General features: G+C 69.0%; 11 protein-coding genes. 3 read left to right on the forward strand and 8 right to left on the reverse strand.

Annotation, left to right across the window (positions count from 1 at the left end; translation table 11 throughout):
- The first annotated feature begins 42 nt into the window (after positions 1–42).
- Positions 43–1,050: a PDR/VanB family oxidoreductase gene (locus ADBZ9K_RS04955; RefSeq protein WP_526620738.1), complete on the forward strand. Its 1,008-nt coding sequence runs from the start codon at positions 43–45 to the stop codon at positions 1,048–1,050.
- On the opposite strand, the gene ADBZ9K_RS04960 is transcribed toward ADBZ9K_RS04955, so the two are convergent.
- The 5 genes from ADBZ9K_RS04960 to ADBZ9K_RS04980 form a co-directional block, all read right to left on the reverse strand.
- A complete protein-coding gene (locus ADBZ9K_RS04960; RefSeq protein ID WP_526618895.1) occupies positions 1,051–2,361 on the reverse strand; it encodes an NAD(P)/FAD-dependent oxidoreductase in 1,311 nt (436 codons plus the stop codon).
- A 705-nt stretch (positions 2,362–3,066) separates the two neighbouring features.
- Positions 3,067–4,272, reverse strand: a complete 1,206-nt coding sequence (locus ADBZ9K_RS04965; protein WP_526618896.1) for a phosphatase PAP2 family protein — start codon at positions 4,270–4,272, stop codon at positions 3,067–3,069.
- A 112-nt stretch (positions 4,273–4,384) separates the two neighbouring features.
- Positions 4,385–4,942, reverse strand: a complete 558-nt coding sequence (locus ADBZ9K_RS04970) for a hypothetical protein (protein ID WP_526618897.1) — start codon at positions 4,940–4,942, stop codon at positions 4,385–4,387.
- Positions 4,943–5,013: 71 nt separating this feature from the next.
- Positions 5,014–5,445 carry a D-aminoacyl-tRNA deacylase gene (dtd, locus tag ADBZ9K_RS04975; RefSeq protein ID WP_526618899.1) on the reverse strand — a complete coding sequence of 144 codons (432 nt, stop codon included), beginning with the start codon at positions 5,443–5,445 and terminating at the stop codon, positions 5,014–5,016.
- Between the two features lie 28 nt (positions 5,446–5,473).
- On the reverse strand, positions 5,474–6,910 hold the full coding sequence (locus ADBZ9K_RS04980; RefSeq protein WP_526618901.1) for an aldehyde dehydrogenase family protein: 1,437 nt from the start codon (positions 6,908–6,910) through the stop codon (positions 5,474–5,476).
- Positions 6,911–7,272: 362 nt separating this feature from the next.
- On the opposite strand from ADBZ9K_RS04980, the gene ADBZ9K_RS04985 reads away from it, so the two are divergent.
- Entirely contained in the window at positions 7,273–7,830 is a 558-nt protein-coding gene (locus ADBZ9K_RS04985; protein ID WP_526618902.1) for a peptidoglycan endopeptidase, read from the forward strand.
- A gap of 50 nt (positions 7,831–7,880) precedes the next feature.
- Here the strand turns inward: ADBZ9K_RS04985 and ADBZ9K_RS04990 are convergent, their stop codons facing one another.
- Positions 7,881–9,080, reverse strand: coding sequence for an MCE family protein (locus ADBZ9K_RS04990; protein ID WP_526618903.1), 1,200 nt, complete (start codon positions 9,078–9,080; stop codon positions 7,881–7,883).
- Positions 9,081–9,614: 534 nt separating this feature from the next.
- Here ADBZ9K_RS04990 and aceA point away from each other — a divergent pair.
- The gene (gene aceA / locus ADBZ9K_RS04995; RefSeq protein WP_526618904.1) at positions 9,615–11,906 is read left to right on the forward strand and encodes an isocitrate lyase ICL2; all 2,292 of its coding nucleotides are present in this window, start codon (positions 9,615–9,617) and stop codon (positions 11,904–11,906) included.
- A gap of 66 nt (positions 11,907–11,972) precedes the next feature.
- Here the strand turns inward: aceA and ADBZ9K_RS05000 are convergent, their stop codons facing one another.
- Both ADBZ9K_RS05000 and ADBZ9K_RS05005 read right to left on the reverse strand, forming a co-directional pair.
- On the reverse strand, positions 11,973–14,753 hold the full coding sequence (locus ADBZ9K_RS05000) for a GTP-binding protein (protein ID WP_526618905.1): 2,781 nt from the start codon (positions 14,751–14,753) through the stop codon (positions 11,973–11,975).
- Positions 14,754–14,957: 204 nt separating this feature from the next.
- Positions 14,958–15,584 (reverse strand): TetR/AcrR family transcriptional regulator, encoded by a 627-nt coding sequence (locus ADBZ9K_RS05005; RefSeq protein WP_526618906.1) that lies wholly within the window; start codon positions 15,582–15,584, stop codon positions 14,958–14,960.
- Positions 15,585–15,607 lie beyond the last annotated feature (23 nt).

Below are 15,607 nucleotides of genomic sequence, written 5' to 3' on the forward strand. Positions count from 1 at the left end.
CACGACGTGCTGCTCCGCCTGGCCGACGCGACCGTCACCGGGATGTGGGCGCTCAATGGTGTCCTGCGCCGCCCCGCCCCGCCGCCGGAGCGCGATCGCACCCTGACCCTGCAGGTCGTTGAGCGGCGGGTGGTCGCTCGCGACCAGAACGTCGTCGCGCTGACCCTGTCGGCACCGGACCGCCGGCCCCTGCTGCGCTGGCATCCGGGGGCGCACCTGGACCTGCGCCTGCCCAGCGGGCGGATCCGACAGTATTCGCTGTGCGGCGATCCGGGCGTGCGCACCGCCTACCGGATCGCCGTGCGCCGAATCCCCGACGGCGGTGGTGGCTCGATCGAGGTGCACGACGGCCTTCCCGTGGGTGCGACGGTGCAGACCGGTGGCCCCCGCAACGCGTTCCCGCTGGCCGTTCCCGGTTACGGTTCGCCGTCCCGGCGGCTGCGGTTCATCGCCGGCGGCATCGGCATCACTCCGATCCTGCCGATGCTCAGGCTGGCCCAGCGCACCGGTGTCGACTGGTCGATGATCTATGCCGGTCGAAGCGAGCAGTCCCTCCCGTTTCTCGACGAGCTGCGCCGTTTCGGTGACCGGGTGCAGGTCCGCACCGACGACGTCGACGGCGTGCCCACCGCCGACGATCTGTTGGGCGACTGCCCGGATGGCACGACGGTCTACACCTGCGGGCCTGCGCCGATGCTGACCGCGATCAGCCGGCGGCTGGCCGACCGGGCCGACGTGGAACTGCACTTCGAGCGGTTTGCCGCACCCCCGGTGGTCGACGGCTCCAGCTTCATGGTCACGGTGGCCTCCACCGCCACCACGCTGACCGTGGGACCCGACGAGACACTGCTGTCGGCCCTGCAGCGCGCCGGGGTGGCCGCGCCGTATTCGTGCCAGCAGGGCTTCTGTGGTACCTGCCGCACCCGCGTCACCAATGGCGTTGTGCACCACAGGGATACCCTGCTCACCGAGCCCGAGCGCGCGGACTCGATGATGCTGATCTGCGTGTCACGCGCGCCCGAGGGCGGCCATCTGGAGCTGGACCTGTAATCAGTCGGCCTTGGGCATCGGGATGCCTTCGCTGGCCGAGAACTGCGCGTCCTCGCTCGTCGAAAGCCCCATCGACACCACGGTGCGCGGGAACATCAGGTCGGTGAGGTAGGCCAGGCCGACCGCCCAGCGGTTGACGGCACGCGGAATTGCGTACAGGTGGTAGGCCCGGGTTACGACCTTGGCCGGGAACCCGGTCAGCGCGATATTGAGCGGATTGGCCACCGCGTGGCGCGGGCCGAGGTCCACCACCAGGCCCATGTTGCGGTGCCGATAGTCCTTGGCCGTGGCCAGTCCCAGGCTGGCGGCGACGTTGCGGGCCAGCGCCTTGCCCTGACGGACCGCGTGCTGCGCGGTGGGTGGGGTGATGCCACCCGGCCGGGTCAGGTCGGGGACGGCGGCCGCATCACCGGCGGCGAAGACGTCGGGATGGCCGGGCACGGCCAGGCCGACGCCCACGGTCAACCGTCCCTTCTCGGTGGGCAGCCCGAGCGCCGCGATCAACGGCGCGGCGGTCACCCCGGTAACCCAGGCCACCGTGCGGGTGTCGACTCGTGAATCATCGCTGAGCACAACGTGATCCGGGTGCACTTCGGTCAGCGTGACACCCAGCCGCACGTCGATGCCGCGGGCGCGCAGCACGTCCATCGCGGCCCTGCCGAGTTTCGCGCCCACCTCCGGCATCACCTGCTCGGCCAGGTCGAGCAACAGGAAACGCACCGAACCCGGGTCGAAGCCGCTCTGGCGCGCCGCCGCGTCGGCCAGCGCGCGCAGCTGGGCCACCAGTTCGGTGCCGGAATACGAGGCGCCCACGACCACCACGGTGCGCCGGCCGGCGGCGACGGCCGGACCGTCATCGATGGTGGCTAGTTCCAGCTGTTCGAGGACGTGGTCACGCAGGTAGAGCGCCTCGGCGGCGGACTTCAGGCCGCGGGCGTGGGTGGCCAGGCCAGGGATGTCGAACAGCCGCGTCACCGAGCCCGGGGTGAGCACCAATCGGTCCCAGGCCACCTCGTGGCGGCGGTCTTCGGGGTCGGTGTAGGTCAGCGTGTGTGCCGCGAGGTCAGCCTGCTCGACCCGGCCCCGCACCGCCCGCACCCCGCCCAGCGTGCCGGCCAGCGGAATGGTGACGAACCGGGCGTCGACCACGCCACCGGCCACATCGGGCAGCAGCGGCGTGTAGAGCATGTAGTCGGTCGGCGAAATGATCGTGATATCCACGTCGGCGCCGTGACGGCGGACCAGCCGCTGCAACCGGCGCGCACACTCGAAACCGGTGAACCCGCTTCCCACTATCACCACCGAGGTCATCGATCGCAGCTATACCCGTGCTCGCGGATCACAAACTGTTGCGCCGCGCCGAGCCGACCGAGCAGGATGGGTAGCTCTATGGCGCGCTCGCTCGGATTGACCCGCTGGGATCTGCTGCGGCCACTGGACCTGCTGTCCTCGGTGTGGTCGACGGCGGCGGCACTGCCGGTGAACTCCGGGGTGGCGGTGGCTTATCGGACCCTGTTCATGTCGGTCCGGCGCCTGGTGGTGGGTCGCACCCTGACCGTGCGGCTGGACGACGAGGACATCACGCTGACGGTCACCGAGTTCGATTCGCGCCTCGACATCCGGCACCTCGCCGTCGGCCAGCTCAACGACGTGCGGGTCGCGGCCACTAACATCCGTTGGGAAACAAGGCATTTCGAACGGGCTACGGTCGTTCTGCACAATGTCCAGCTGCGGCCCGGGGTGCCGCCGGTGCTGGTGGCCGCACCGGTGGATGTCGGCCTGGAGGTGTCGACGCACGCCTTCGACCAGGTCTTGCGTGCCGCTCTTCCGAGGTTGTCGGGTCAGGTGGGCGACGACGGCCTGGCCCGCTTGCGATGGGCCCGCCACCCCCGGCTGGGCAGCGTCGAGATCGAGGTGAACCTGGACGACTCCACCCTGTGGCTGCATCCGCGCGCCGTGTGGACCGGCCGGCGCCGCTGGCGGCTACCTACCCGCCTGCCGCCCTATCCGGTGCGACTACCCGAATTGGCCAGCGGCCTGACCCTGACGAGCCTGATGTTCGACCCCGGCACCCTGCACCTGACCGGAAGCCTGCCCGAGTGGCGCGCGGAGGTTCCCCGGGCCCGGGTCGAGGACATTCTCACCCAGCTCAGCGCCGTCGGCAGGCCACTGAACCTCACCCGCCGACCGCGCCGCTGATCGGCGTTCGACGCGGCGGACGACCAGTGTCACCGTGACCGCCAGCACCCAGCCGAGCAGGATGTCGATGACGTAGTGCTCGGCCGAATACACCAGGGCGAACGCCATGGCGGCCACATACCCGGCCAGCAGCGGCCGCCACCGGCGAGCCACCCGAGCCCACAGGAACGCAGCGATCATCGCCGACAGGCCCGCATGCAACGACGGGATCGCGGCCACCAGGTTGACGCTGGCCTGGCCCTCGTCGAGCAGGGCGCGGGCCACGTCGAGGTGCAGTGTGCCGAAGCCCCGGCTGGAGATTCGCTCCACGAAGTCGTTGGCCCCAGCATGCAGGGTGCGCATCGGGCCCAGCAGGCCTTCGCCGGCCGGACCGGGCCGGAACATGCACGCCGGCTCGGCGGGGCCGCCGGCGACGTCGCCGGGCCCGCAGCGCGCGGCCGCCCACGGCGGGGCAGCGGGCAGCACCGCGTAGATGGCCAGTGCGGCGAAGGACAGCGCCACGAAGCGCCGGACGAAGGCCCTCCACAGGGCGCGGTCGCGTAGCCAGAGCACCGCCGCCACCGCGTACGGCAGGATGAAAAACGACATGTAGACGGTGCTGATCACCACCTCCCACCAGGGCGGAGAAGGCATCTTCAGGTGTTCCTGCAGCCATACCGTCGGCACCGCGCCGAATGACAACCACCGGTCCACCGCCGGCTGCCAGAGCCATTGGGTGGGCGTGCCGATCAGATGCGCCGCTCCCCTGCTCAGGTCGTAGACGACCAGCACCAGTGCGAACGGCAGCCAGTCGCGCACGATCAGCAGCAACTGGCGCCTGCCGATGCTGGCGGCCAGCAGACCGGTGCAGATGTAGACCAGCACCAGCTCCCGGTTGAATGCCAAACCGGTTGTCGCCGTGAGTAATACGACTGTGGCGACCCAGACCGCTATCGCGGCGCGGCGCACCAGGGTGAGCCGGCGGGCCCGGGTGCCCGCGCGCTGCCGCGCCACGGTGCAGTGCTCGGCGTCGGTGGCGGTCATCGGGTACCACTCAAGCGGGTCATCGCTTCGGATTACCCGGATTCGCGAAAGATCCCGGTTGGCGGGCGTTCACTGACGCGCCACCGCGCGTTCACCGCGCCGGCGCTGCCGGTCAGTCCCAGGCCGAGGCGACGGCCTCGCTGACGTCGATGACCTTGGCCTGCTGCGACGCCGGGCTGTCGATCTCCTCGGCGACATATGCCGCGATGAATCGGCGGATCTCGGTGTCGACGCCGGCCACGATGCGCAGGATCTCCCCGCGCACCGACTTCGATGTCACGTGGACCGCAATGTCGGAGGGGCGGGGTTTGGCCACGTCGATGACCAGCAGCAGCGGCTCGGCGGCGCGGGCCGTGGCGCGCAACGCGATGTCGCCGTCGACCTTGAACCGCTGCTTGTCCACCCGCAGGTCGACGAGCAATTCCAGCAGCAGCGGGATGCGGATGTTGAAGGTCAGCGTGTCGCCAACGGTTCGCCGGGCGGTGGGCTGCTGGATCTTCACCTTCGCGGTGACCCGGGCCAGGCCCGCGGGCCCCTGGGCCATCGGGCCCATCTCGAACTCGTCGCCGGCGATCTCGGCCAGTGCCGCAGCCACACGCTCCTCGGTCACCGCGATTTCGAAGAACCGGCGGCCGAATTCCTCGTACGTGACGAAATTGTGCGTGTGCATAAGGCTTCTACGTTCTCACGTCCGATGTGGACGGCAGGGCGCGGACCGGTAACAAATCGGATGAGCGGGTCTCACAGCTCCAGCATCACCGTGACCGGCCCGTCGTTGACCAGTTCCACCTGCATATCGGCACCGAACACGCCGGTGCCGACGGTGGCCCCCAGCTCACGCAGTGTTTCGGCGAATGCCGTGACCAGCGGTTCGGCCACCGGCCCGGGTGCCGCAGCGTTCCAGGTCGGCCTGCGACCTTTCGCGGTATTGGCGTAGAGCGTGAACTGGCTGACCACCAGAATTGGCGCGCCGACATCGGCAGCGGATTGCTCATCGTCGAGAATACGCAACTGCCAAAGCTTTTCGGCGAGCCTGCGCGCGATGGCCTCGGTGTCGGAATGGGTGACACCGACCAGTGCCAGCAGGCCCTGCCCCGGTGGCCGGATCGCCCCGACCACCGCGCCGTCCACCGTCACCGACGCCGAGGTGACCCGCTGCACCAGCACCCGCATGACCGCCGATGCTAACGGGTGGCTCGGGTCAGCCTTCCGCGCCGGCCGGCGCGTAGCCCGGCATCGCCTTGGTCTCCAGGTATTCCTCGAAGCCCTCCTGGCCCCACTCACGCCCGTTGCCGCTGTGCTTGTAGCCACCGAACGGTGCATTGATGTCGAAGGCGTGGTTGATGGCCACCGCGCCGGCCCGGATCCGGCGCGCCAGCGCGCGGGCCTGGTCCAGATCGGCTCCCGACACGTAGCCGTACAGCCCGTAGTCGGTGTCGTTGCCGATCTCGACGGCCTGATCCAGGTCATCATAGCCCAGCATGCACAGCACCGGCCCGAAGATCTCGTCCCGGGCGATCGTCATGTCGTTGCTGACGTCGGCGAACACCGTGGGGCGCACGTAGTAGCCGGTGGACAGCCCGTCCGGGCGGCCGGGGCCGCCGGCGACGAGCGTGGCCCCCTCATCGATGCCCTTCTGGATCAGCCCCTGGACCTTGTCGAACTGCACCCGGGAGGCCACCGGGCCGATCGCCGAGGTGTCCGACGGATCACCCACCGTGACCCCGGCCGCGGTGGCCCTGGCCACGGTCACGGCCTCGTCCATCCTGGACTTGGGCACCAGCATCCGCGACGGTGCGTTACAGCTCTGCCCGGAGTTCATCATCATCACCGCGACCCCGGCCGCGACGCTCTGGGCGAACGCCTCGTCGTCGAGCACGATGTTGGGGCTCTTACCCCCCAGTTCCTGGGCCACCCGCTTGACCGTCGGTGCGGCGTTGCGCGCCACCTCGATACCGGCGCGGGTCGACCCGGTGAACGAGACCATGTCGATGCCGGGATGGCTCGCCAGCGCCACCCCCACACCGGGGCCGTCGCCGAAGACCATGTTGTACACCCCCGCCGGTACCCCGGCGGCCTCGATGACCTCGGTGAAGATCTGCCCGGAGTACGGGGCGACCTCCGATGGCTTGAGCACCATGGCGCAGCCGGCCGCCAGGGCCGGGAAGACCTTGCAGGCGATCTGATTGATCGGCCAATTCCATGGGGTGATCAGACCGCACACGCCGATCGGTTCCTTGACCACCAGGGTGGCTCCGTGCTGGGTCTCGAACGAGAAGTTCTTCAGGATGTCGATGGCCGTCACCAGGTGCCCGAGTCCCATCTGGACCTGCGGGCCGGCCGCCAGCGAAGGCGGTGCACCCATTTCCTCGGTGACGGCCTCGGCGAGATCCCCGGCGCGCTTCTGGTACTCGCCGATCAGCGCCTGCAATACATCGAGGCGCTGCTCGCGGGAGGTTTGCGACCAGTCGGCGAAGGCCCTGCGCGCGGCCGTGACCGCGTTGTCCACGTCGGCGCTCGAACCGATCGCGATGGTGCCGGTGACCTGTTCGGTGGCCGGGTTGTCGACGTCCAGCGTCTTCAGCTCGACGGGCTTGACCCACTGGCCGTCGATGTAGAACTTGAGGTATTCGCGCATCGCTTCATCCTCCTCACCCGGTGTGGTTTCAGGTGGCGATTGGCCGCTTCGGCGCCGCTCATGTCGGCGGTCACAGCGAGGCGACGGTTTCAGCTCGCCTGAATCGATCAAGTGGTCTCGGGCACATCACGAGATGCTGCACCACCGGTTTAGGGCTGGCCGCGCCTCCTGCGCGCCACCGACCGCATGAAATCGCGAAAGTAATTGCACATCAGGTTAATTCGCCAACCGCGCAAAGCCTGCGAAGCTGAATGTGTTCTAATTTCTTAGCGTTTTTGTTGTATGAGCCATTCGATTTTGCGAAACGTGATGGAAAGCACAGACTTTGGTAACGGCGCAAATCGGTTGTTACTTTCGGGTACATGTTTGCAATCGCGACGTTGATGACGCTGATCAGTCAGGTGTCAGGTACGCCGTATGTCCCCGGTGGGGACAGCCCGGCTGGCACCGACTGTTCGGGCCTGGCGTCCTGGGTGTCCAATGTGGCCACCGGCAGGCCCGCCTTCGGTAGCCGCTTTCATACCGGTAATGAAGAGTCCGCTCTCCTGGCCCGCGGGTTCCATTACGGGACCGCGCCGAACTCATTGGTGATCGGCTGGAACAGCCGGCACACCGCCGTGACACTGCCCGATGGCACCCCCGTTTCCAGCGGTGAGGGCGGGGGTGTCCGGGTCGGTGGCGGCGGCGCCTACCAGCCTCAGTTCACCCACCACATGTACCTGCCGATGGTCGCCGACGAAATGCAGGATCCGCTTGCACCGCCGGCCCCGGACGCGCCTCCGCCGCCGGATGCTCCGGTCTTCGTCGACGCCGTCGACGCGCCCGCGCCTGACCTGCCCCCCGCACCTGCCGGTGACATCGTGCCGGTGAGTGCCGAAATCCCGCCCGCGCCAGCCGATCCCGCACCACTGCCTGCGTAGATAACCCCGCACGGCGTCAAACACACTGCAACGTAACGCAATCGACGTCGTCAGGGGTTGATCGTGTTCTCCCCGACCTGTCGTCCCCACACGTACTCGGTGAGCAGTGGCTGACCCAGCTCGAAATGGTTGTACGGGGCGATCGACGCGCCGTCGTCGACCACCAGGTAGGGCGCCGGCCAGAAATTGCGGTCGACCTTCTGCCAGCATCCCGGCGCCCCGCCCGGGCCGCCCCGGCCGTTGGTCCGCGGCAGGTTGTCGGGGTAGACGTAGGGATTGGGCGCGCCAAGGATCTCGGTGACGGTGCTCAGCGAATAGCCGTTGCCGCCAAACGCTTCCAGAGCCGCAGGGGTCGCCTCGGCGACATTGCGCAGGGCGCAGAAGAGTTCCGGGCTGTATGTGTCCAGCAACGCAGTGGTCGGCACCAGGTCCGAGAGCGCACGCAGCAGGTAGGGGCTGCCGCGCTCGAAGATGTCAGCGCCGGTGTTGCCGAATCCGACCGAGGCCAGCAGGGCGGCGTCGATATCGTTCTGCTGAGCGTTGAGGGAGTGCGCGGTGATCACCGCATGGTCGAGGGCATCCCACAGATCCGGGCTGGCTTTGGTGTAGACGTCGGCGAGGTCGGACAGCCGTTGAATGTCGTAGCGGATCTGCGGCATCTGCGGGTTCACGTCGTCGAGGACGGCGTTGCCGTTGACGATCGACCTGCCGAACTTGGCCCCCAGCCCGCTCAATGCTTCGGCGGTCGCGGACAGGGTCAGATTGAGCTTGATCGGGTCGACCTTCTCGGCGATCGAGGTGATGGTCTCGAACAGGGTGTTGAACTCCGTGGTCACCGTCGAGGCGGTGATCACGTCGGAACTGCTGAGCCGGGTCGCCGACGGGTTCTTGGGCGTCGTCAGCGCGACGTACTTGTTACCGAACACCGTGGAGGCCTTGATATCGGCGTGCACGTTGGCCGGGATACTGGCCAGATAGCGGGGATCGACGTCCAGCGTCACGTGCGCGATGGTCTTCCCGTCACGCTCTGCGCTGGCCACCTTGCCCACCCGGCCGATCACCACGCCGTTGTAGGTGACCTTGGAACCAGCGTCCATGACCAGCCCCGCCCGGTCGGACACCATCGTCAGCGGTGCCTTCGGCGTCAAGTCGCCGCGGAACTGGAGATAGACCAGCGTGCAGACCGCAGCCAGCACAACGAGGAAGGTCACGCCCGCGATCTTCAGCGGGGGCCGGTCGTGCACGCTCACCGGGCTGGCCGCCCGATCTGCTTGGGGTCGTGGTCATGGCGCCGCCGACCGCCGAACATGCCGCCTCCTTCCCCCGACCCGAAGCGTAAGGTCCCCGTCACACCGGCCCCGGGTCAGTGCGACGGACCACAGGAATGTACCCGATTTTCGAATGTGGGAACAGCCACCTCCACAATTCGCCATAAGCTCGGTTACACAAAATAACTGGCTCCTTCGTTAATAAGTGCGGCCAGCGTGTCCGACGCCGAACATGCTGGCATCCAGGCCGATCCGAGGTCCGAGCAGGGCAGTTTCAGAAGACTCCGAATTCTCTGACAGATGTAGCGCCGCGGCTTTGCTGACCGAATACCGCCGGCCGAGATCGGGGACAATCCCCTTCCGGCCGGTTCCGCATTGGCCGGTGCGTCCGCGCGTGACTATCCCGAACTGGCCCCAAACGCACTCCAGCTGACGGTGGAGTCGGGATAATCGACAATGCCGCCCGACCGAACAGCGCCTGCGCGGATACCAGCTCAGCGAGGAGCGTGAGACCCCATGTCCATCATCGAAGCGGACTCCGAAACGCAGTCACCGTTGGAACGCGACGTCGCCGAGACGCAGCGCTACTTCGACAGCCCGCGGTTCGACGGGATAACCCGCCTCTACACCGCTCGGCAGGTCGTCGAACAGCGCGGCACCATCCCGGTCGACTACGCCGTGGCGCGAGGAGCCGCCACCGCCTTCCACAAGCGATTACGCGAGTTGTTCGCCGTGAAGAAGAGCATCACCACCTTTGGCCCGTACTCCCCCGGCCAGGCGGTCACGATGAAGCGGATGGGCATCGAGGGGATCTACCTCGGCGGGTGGGCAACATCGGCCAAGGGATCCACGACCGAGGATCCCGGTCCCGACCTCGCCAGCTATCCGCTCAGTCAGGTGCCCGATGAGGCGGCCGGGCTGGTGCGGGCCCTGCTGACCGCCGACCGCAACCAGCAGTATCTGCGCCTGCAGATGACCGACGATCAGCGTGCCGCCACGCCTGCCGTCGACTACCGGCCGTTCATCATCGCCGACGCCGACACCGGACACGGCGGAGACCCGCACGTGCGCAACCTGATTCGTCGTTTTGTCGAGGCCGGTGTGCCGGGCTACCACATCGAGGATCAGCGCCCGGGCACCAAGAAGTGCGGGCATCAGGGCGGCAAGGTTCTGGTGCCCTCCGACGAGCAGCTCAAACGGCTCAACACCGCCCGTTTCCAGCTCGACATCATGGGGGTGCCGGGCATCATCGTCGCGCGCACCGACGCCGAGGCGGCCAACCTGATCGACAGCCGCGCCGACGAGCGCGACCAGCCGTTCCTGCTCGGGGCGACCAACCTGAAGGTCCCGCCGTACAAGGCATGTTTCCTGGCGATGGTGCGGCGGTTCTATGAGGCCGGCGTCACCGAGCTCAACGGGCACCTGCTGTACGCACTGCCCGAGGGCGAGTACGCCGCCGCCGACGTGTGGCTGCAGCGTCAGGGCATCTTCGATCTGATCGCCGAACAGGCCGCCGCCTGGCGCGATCACCGCGAGCACTCCCTGGATGCGTTGTTCGACAAGGTCGAGTCGAAGTTCGTCGACGCCTGGCAGGACGACGCCGGGTTGGACACCTACGGCGGTGCGGTCGCCGAACTCGTGGCCTTCCGCGAGAGCGAGGGCGAGCCCCTGGAGATGAGCGTCGGGCAGTGGCGCGAGTTCGCCAAGACGGCGTCGTTGTACGCCGCCCGGGAGAAGGCCCGTGAACTCGGGGTGGACGCGCCGTGGGACCCCGAGCGCGCCAAGACGCCCGAGGGTTACTACCAGGTGCGCGGCGGCATCCCGTACGCGATCGCGAAATCCCTTGCCGCGGCGCCGTTTGCGGACCTGCTGTGGATGGAGACCAAGACTGCCGACCTGGCCGACGCCCGCGAATTCGCCGACGCCGTGCACGCGGTGTACCCGGACAAGATGCTGGCCTACAACCTGTCCCCCTCGTTCAACTGGGACACCACCGGGATGAGCGACGAGGAGATGCGGGCCTTCCCCGAAGAACTGGGCAAGATGGGCTTCGTCTTCAACTTCATGACCTATGGCGGCCACCAGATCGACGGTGTCGCCGCCGAGGAGTTCGCCACCGCCCTGCGCCAGGACGGCATGCTGGCGCTGGCCCGATTGCAGCGCAAGATGCGTCTGGTCGAATCGCCTTACCGCACACCGCAAACGCTGGTCGGCGGACCCCGCAGCGATGCTGCGCTGGCGGCGTCCTCGGGACGCACCGCCACCACCAAGTCGATGGGTAAAGGCTCGACCCAGCACCAGCATCTGGTGCAGACCGAGGTCCCCAAGAAGCTGCTCGAAGAGTGGCTGGCGCTGTGGAGCGAGCACTATCAGCTCGGCGAGAAGCTGCGGGTGACGTTACGGCCGCGGCGGGCCGGCTCCGACGTCCTGGAGCTGGGCATCTACGGTGACGCCGACGGCGAGAAACTGGCCGACGTGGTGTTCGACCCGATCAAGGATCGGCATGGCCGCAGCATTCTGCAGGTGCGCGATCAGAACACCTATGCCGAGAAGCTGCGCCAGAAGCGGTTGATGACGGTCATCCACCTGTGGATGGTGCACCGGTTCAAGGCCGACGCCGTCTACTACGTGACGCCGACCGAGGACAACGTCTACCAAGCCGACAAGATGAAGGCCCATGGCATCTTCAGCGACGTGCACAAGGACGTCGGCGAGATCCTGGTCGCCGACGTGAATCAGGCGCGCATCGCCGAACTGCTCGCACCCGACCGTGCGGCGCTGGAGCGGTTGATCGCCAAGGCCGACTGAGCGGCTGATCGTCAGCGTCACGCCGTCGGCGTCGCCGTAGCTGCCGACGGCATGCTCGCCGACGGGTCAGTGTTGGTACTTCTCGACGGTGCCCTGGGCGCCAGGCTGACCGTCGTGACCCAGGGTGCCGCCGGCGCCCCCGAGCCCGGCGGTACCGCCCGTTGCCGTGGCTGTGTTTTCGACAACGACGTCGCCGCCATCGCCACCGTTGCCACCGTCCCCGGTGGACGGCGAGAAGCCATCACTGCCGATTCCGCCGTTTCCACCAGCGCCGCCCTGGACGGTCGCTCGAGCAACGCTCGACGTCACCCCGCCGCCGTCACCACCTACACCGCCAACGACCGTGCCGCTGCCGCCGGTACCGCCGTCTCCACCGGTCAACGTCCCTTCTGTGGCCTCGAATAGGGATCGCAGGGTCACGGCCCCGCCAGAGCCACCAGCGCCGCCGGCGCCGCCGAAGGAAGGCCCGCCCAGGCCGCCATCGCCACCGACCAGGGTGTATTTGCCCTCCTTCTCGAGGCTCCCGGTGGCACTGCCGCCGACTCCGCCCGCTCCGCCGGTCCCGTTGTAGGCAACGCCGCCGCCCCCGCCGGCGCCGCCCGTCCCCGTCGCATAACGCGAAGCACCACCCCCGGCGCCACCGGTTCCACCGTTACCGCCCAGGGACCCACCGCTGCCGCCACGGCCGCCAGCACCGCCCTCGCCGGTATCACCGATATCCAGTGCCCCGTTAGGGCTGACGCCGCCGCCGTCACCACCGTTACCCCCGTTGCCGTAGGCGCCGCCATTGCCGCCATTTCCGCCCCTGGCACCTATCGCGTCACCCGGAGCAGCCGAACCGGAGCCGTCACCGCCATCACCGCCGTCGCCGCCCGCTGTCACCGAGCTGCCGTCGTGGCCGCCGGCGCCCGATGTGCCGCCGGTACCACCGGTGCCGATCGCACCGCCGAGGCCGCCGGTCCCGTGCACGCCGGGATCGCCGCCGTCACCACCGTCGCCGCCCCTGCCCTTGTCCCCGCTGGCGACGGCCCCGTCGCCACCCCTACCGCCGGCACCGGCGTTGCCGCCGTTCCCGCCCCGGCCGCCGCTGCCGTTGACGCCGCCCGCGGCGGTGTTGCCGCCGTCACCACCGGTTCCGCCGATGCCCCCGCCACCGCCGCGCCCACCATGACCGCCGTCGCCGTTATCGGTGCCGAGTACACCGAGAGCGCCGGCACCGCCCTGGCCCCCGTGGCCGGCATCGCCGGCCGCGCCGCCATTGCCGCCATTGCCTCGGCTCGCGCCGCCATTGCCGCCGGAGCCACCATTGCCGCCATTGCCGCCGGTATCGCCGTCGACCCCGGTCGCACCGTCGACCCCATCGGCGCCGGTGCCGCCGTTGCCACCGTCGCCCCCGTTGCCGATCAGCCCACCGGCGCCGCCATTACCTCCATTGCCGCCGCTGTCACCGCTGTTGACGCCGTCGGCACCGTCGCCGCCACGACCCCCGTTGCCCACCCGGTTGGTCTGCACCTGGCCGGAGACACCGCCACCGCCGTTACCGCCGCCCCGGCCACCCACTCCAGACTGTCCGCCGGCGCCGCCGCTACCCGCCACGCCCGGATCACCGCCATCGCCACCGTCACCGCCGTCGATATTGCCCGCGGCTAGGCCGTCGGCGCCGTCGCCACCGTCACCAGGGGCGCCGGCCGCGCCGCCATTGCCGCCGGTGCCTCCCACACCGTTGACGCCGGCGTTGTTCGCCAGAAACAGGATTCGTCCCGCTCCGGCGTTACCGCCGGCGCCGCCGGCGCCACCCGAGCCGCCATTTCCGCCGCCGCCACCGATCTGGCCGGCCGCGCCGGCCGATGCGCCGGGTGCGCCATCGGCGCCCCGGCCGCCGGCGGCACCGCGACCGGCAACGCCCCCCGCGCCCCCATTGCCACCGAAGCCGAACACCAGGCTGCCAGCACCGCCGTTGCCGCCCGCGCCACCGGCACCACCGGATCCGCCGTCTTCGCCGTCGCTGCCCGAAACCTGGCCATCGTCGCCCCCGGCACCGTCCGCGCCCACCCCGCCGACGCCGCCGGCTCCCCCGTTGCCCTGCAGCGAGAGCAGTCCGGCGCTACCACCGTTACCGCCCGCCCCGCCCGATCCGCCGGCACCGGTGTCCTGGGCCACGGCACCGGCGCCGCCCGCGCCGCCGTTGCCGCCGTCACCGGCGAAAAGTCCACCGCTGCCGCCATTCCCGCCCGCTTGTCCGGTCAGGCCGTCGCCCCCGACGCCGCCGTTTCCGAACCAGCCCGCGGCGCCGCCGTTGCCACCGTTCCAGCCATTACCGCCATTGCCGAGCAACCCGCCGTTACCACCAGTGCACGCGATCCCCCCGGTGCACGTCGTGGCATCCCAGCTGAATCCGTTGCCGATGAGTAGGCCCCCGTTGGGATGTTCGGCGGTCCCGTTGCCCACCAGGCTTCCGACGAAATCGCTGACACTAGAAGTCCATTCGTTTACCGCTGAGGCCAGGTTGACCTGTTGACGGCGTGCGGTCTGCTCGGCGCGAGCTGGGCCGGCGCCGATTTCACGCCGCGTCACCGCCTCCGGCGCCCACACCGCCGCCCCCGAATCCGGGATGCCCGGTGCCGGCGAACTCGCGGCAGCACGGGTCGCGGCCGCAGTGGGCTTCACCGCCCGCACCCGGTTGGCCCCTGGCGACACCTTCGTGGTGGGTGACTGCCGCGCACGCGCACCGTCCCGGTTCGAATGTGCCGCGGCTTTCGGCCCCGAGGCCGACGGGCCCGAGTTCGTCGCGCCGGGAGAACCCGCGGTATCGGCGGCGGCCACCGACGGCATGAACGAGATCGCCACGCCCGCTCCGAGTACCACCGCAAGCCCACCGACCCGACCGATATGGCGTGCACTGCCCGCCGTCACCCGTTCCCTCAGCACCGCTAGCCCCCTCGTTCTCGCCGGTTTGCTAGCCCGAATTCAAACAGCCCGTGCGGCTCCCCGCCCGCCAATTGACGCATTCGTCGATTGGCACCTCGCGAGAACGTCGGCCGGCGCGTGAATCTATCGCCGGCCGTCGTCGAGGTAGGCCACGATCGCATTGGTCAGTCCGCGCCGGGCAGCGTCAAGGTCGGAGTAGGTGCCTAGCTGCTTCTCCGAAGCCATTCCGCGCATCGCGCCGGGGATCAGCCAGGTCACCTCACGCACCCGGTCCGGATCCACGTGCAGATCGGCGAAGGCCTTCTGACAGGTCTCTTGCCAGCCCTGCCCCCAGGAGAACAGTTCGGCGGCAGTCTGCGGGTAGAGCCGTTCCAGTTCGGCGTAATCGCGGGGAAGCACCGCACGAAGGTTCTCGATCGCACGGGAATCCCGGTTGGTCAGCCCGGTGTAGAGCGTGTCGATGATGCCGGCCACCCGCTCACGCAGGCTCGCAGACGGGTCGGGTGGGGCGAAGATGTTGGCCCGTCGCTCGGCGGTATGGCGCAACACCGCGGCCCAGAAACCGTCGGTATCACCAAACTGGTACTGCACGGTGCCCCAGGTCGCACCGATCTCCTTGGCGATGCGGTTGGCCGACACCGCACCGGGGTCGCCGGAGGCCAGCGCAGCGAGGGCGGCCTCGAGCAGGTTCTCCCGCGTCGCCGAACCCCGCCGGTTCGGTCGTCGCCGCGCACTGTCCGCTTCCGCCACAACGGGATCGTAGCCGGGCCGAG

The organism is Mycobacterium sp. (genome assembly GCF_965229265.1).
In the GTDB taxonomy this organism is placed as follows: Bacteria; Actinomycetota; Actinomycetes; order Mycobacteriales; family Mycobacteriaceae; genus Mycobacterium.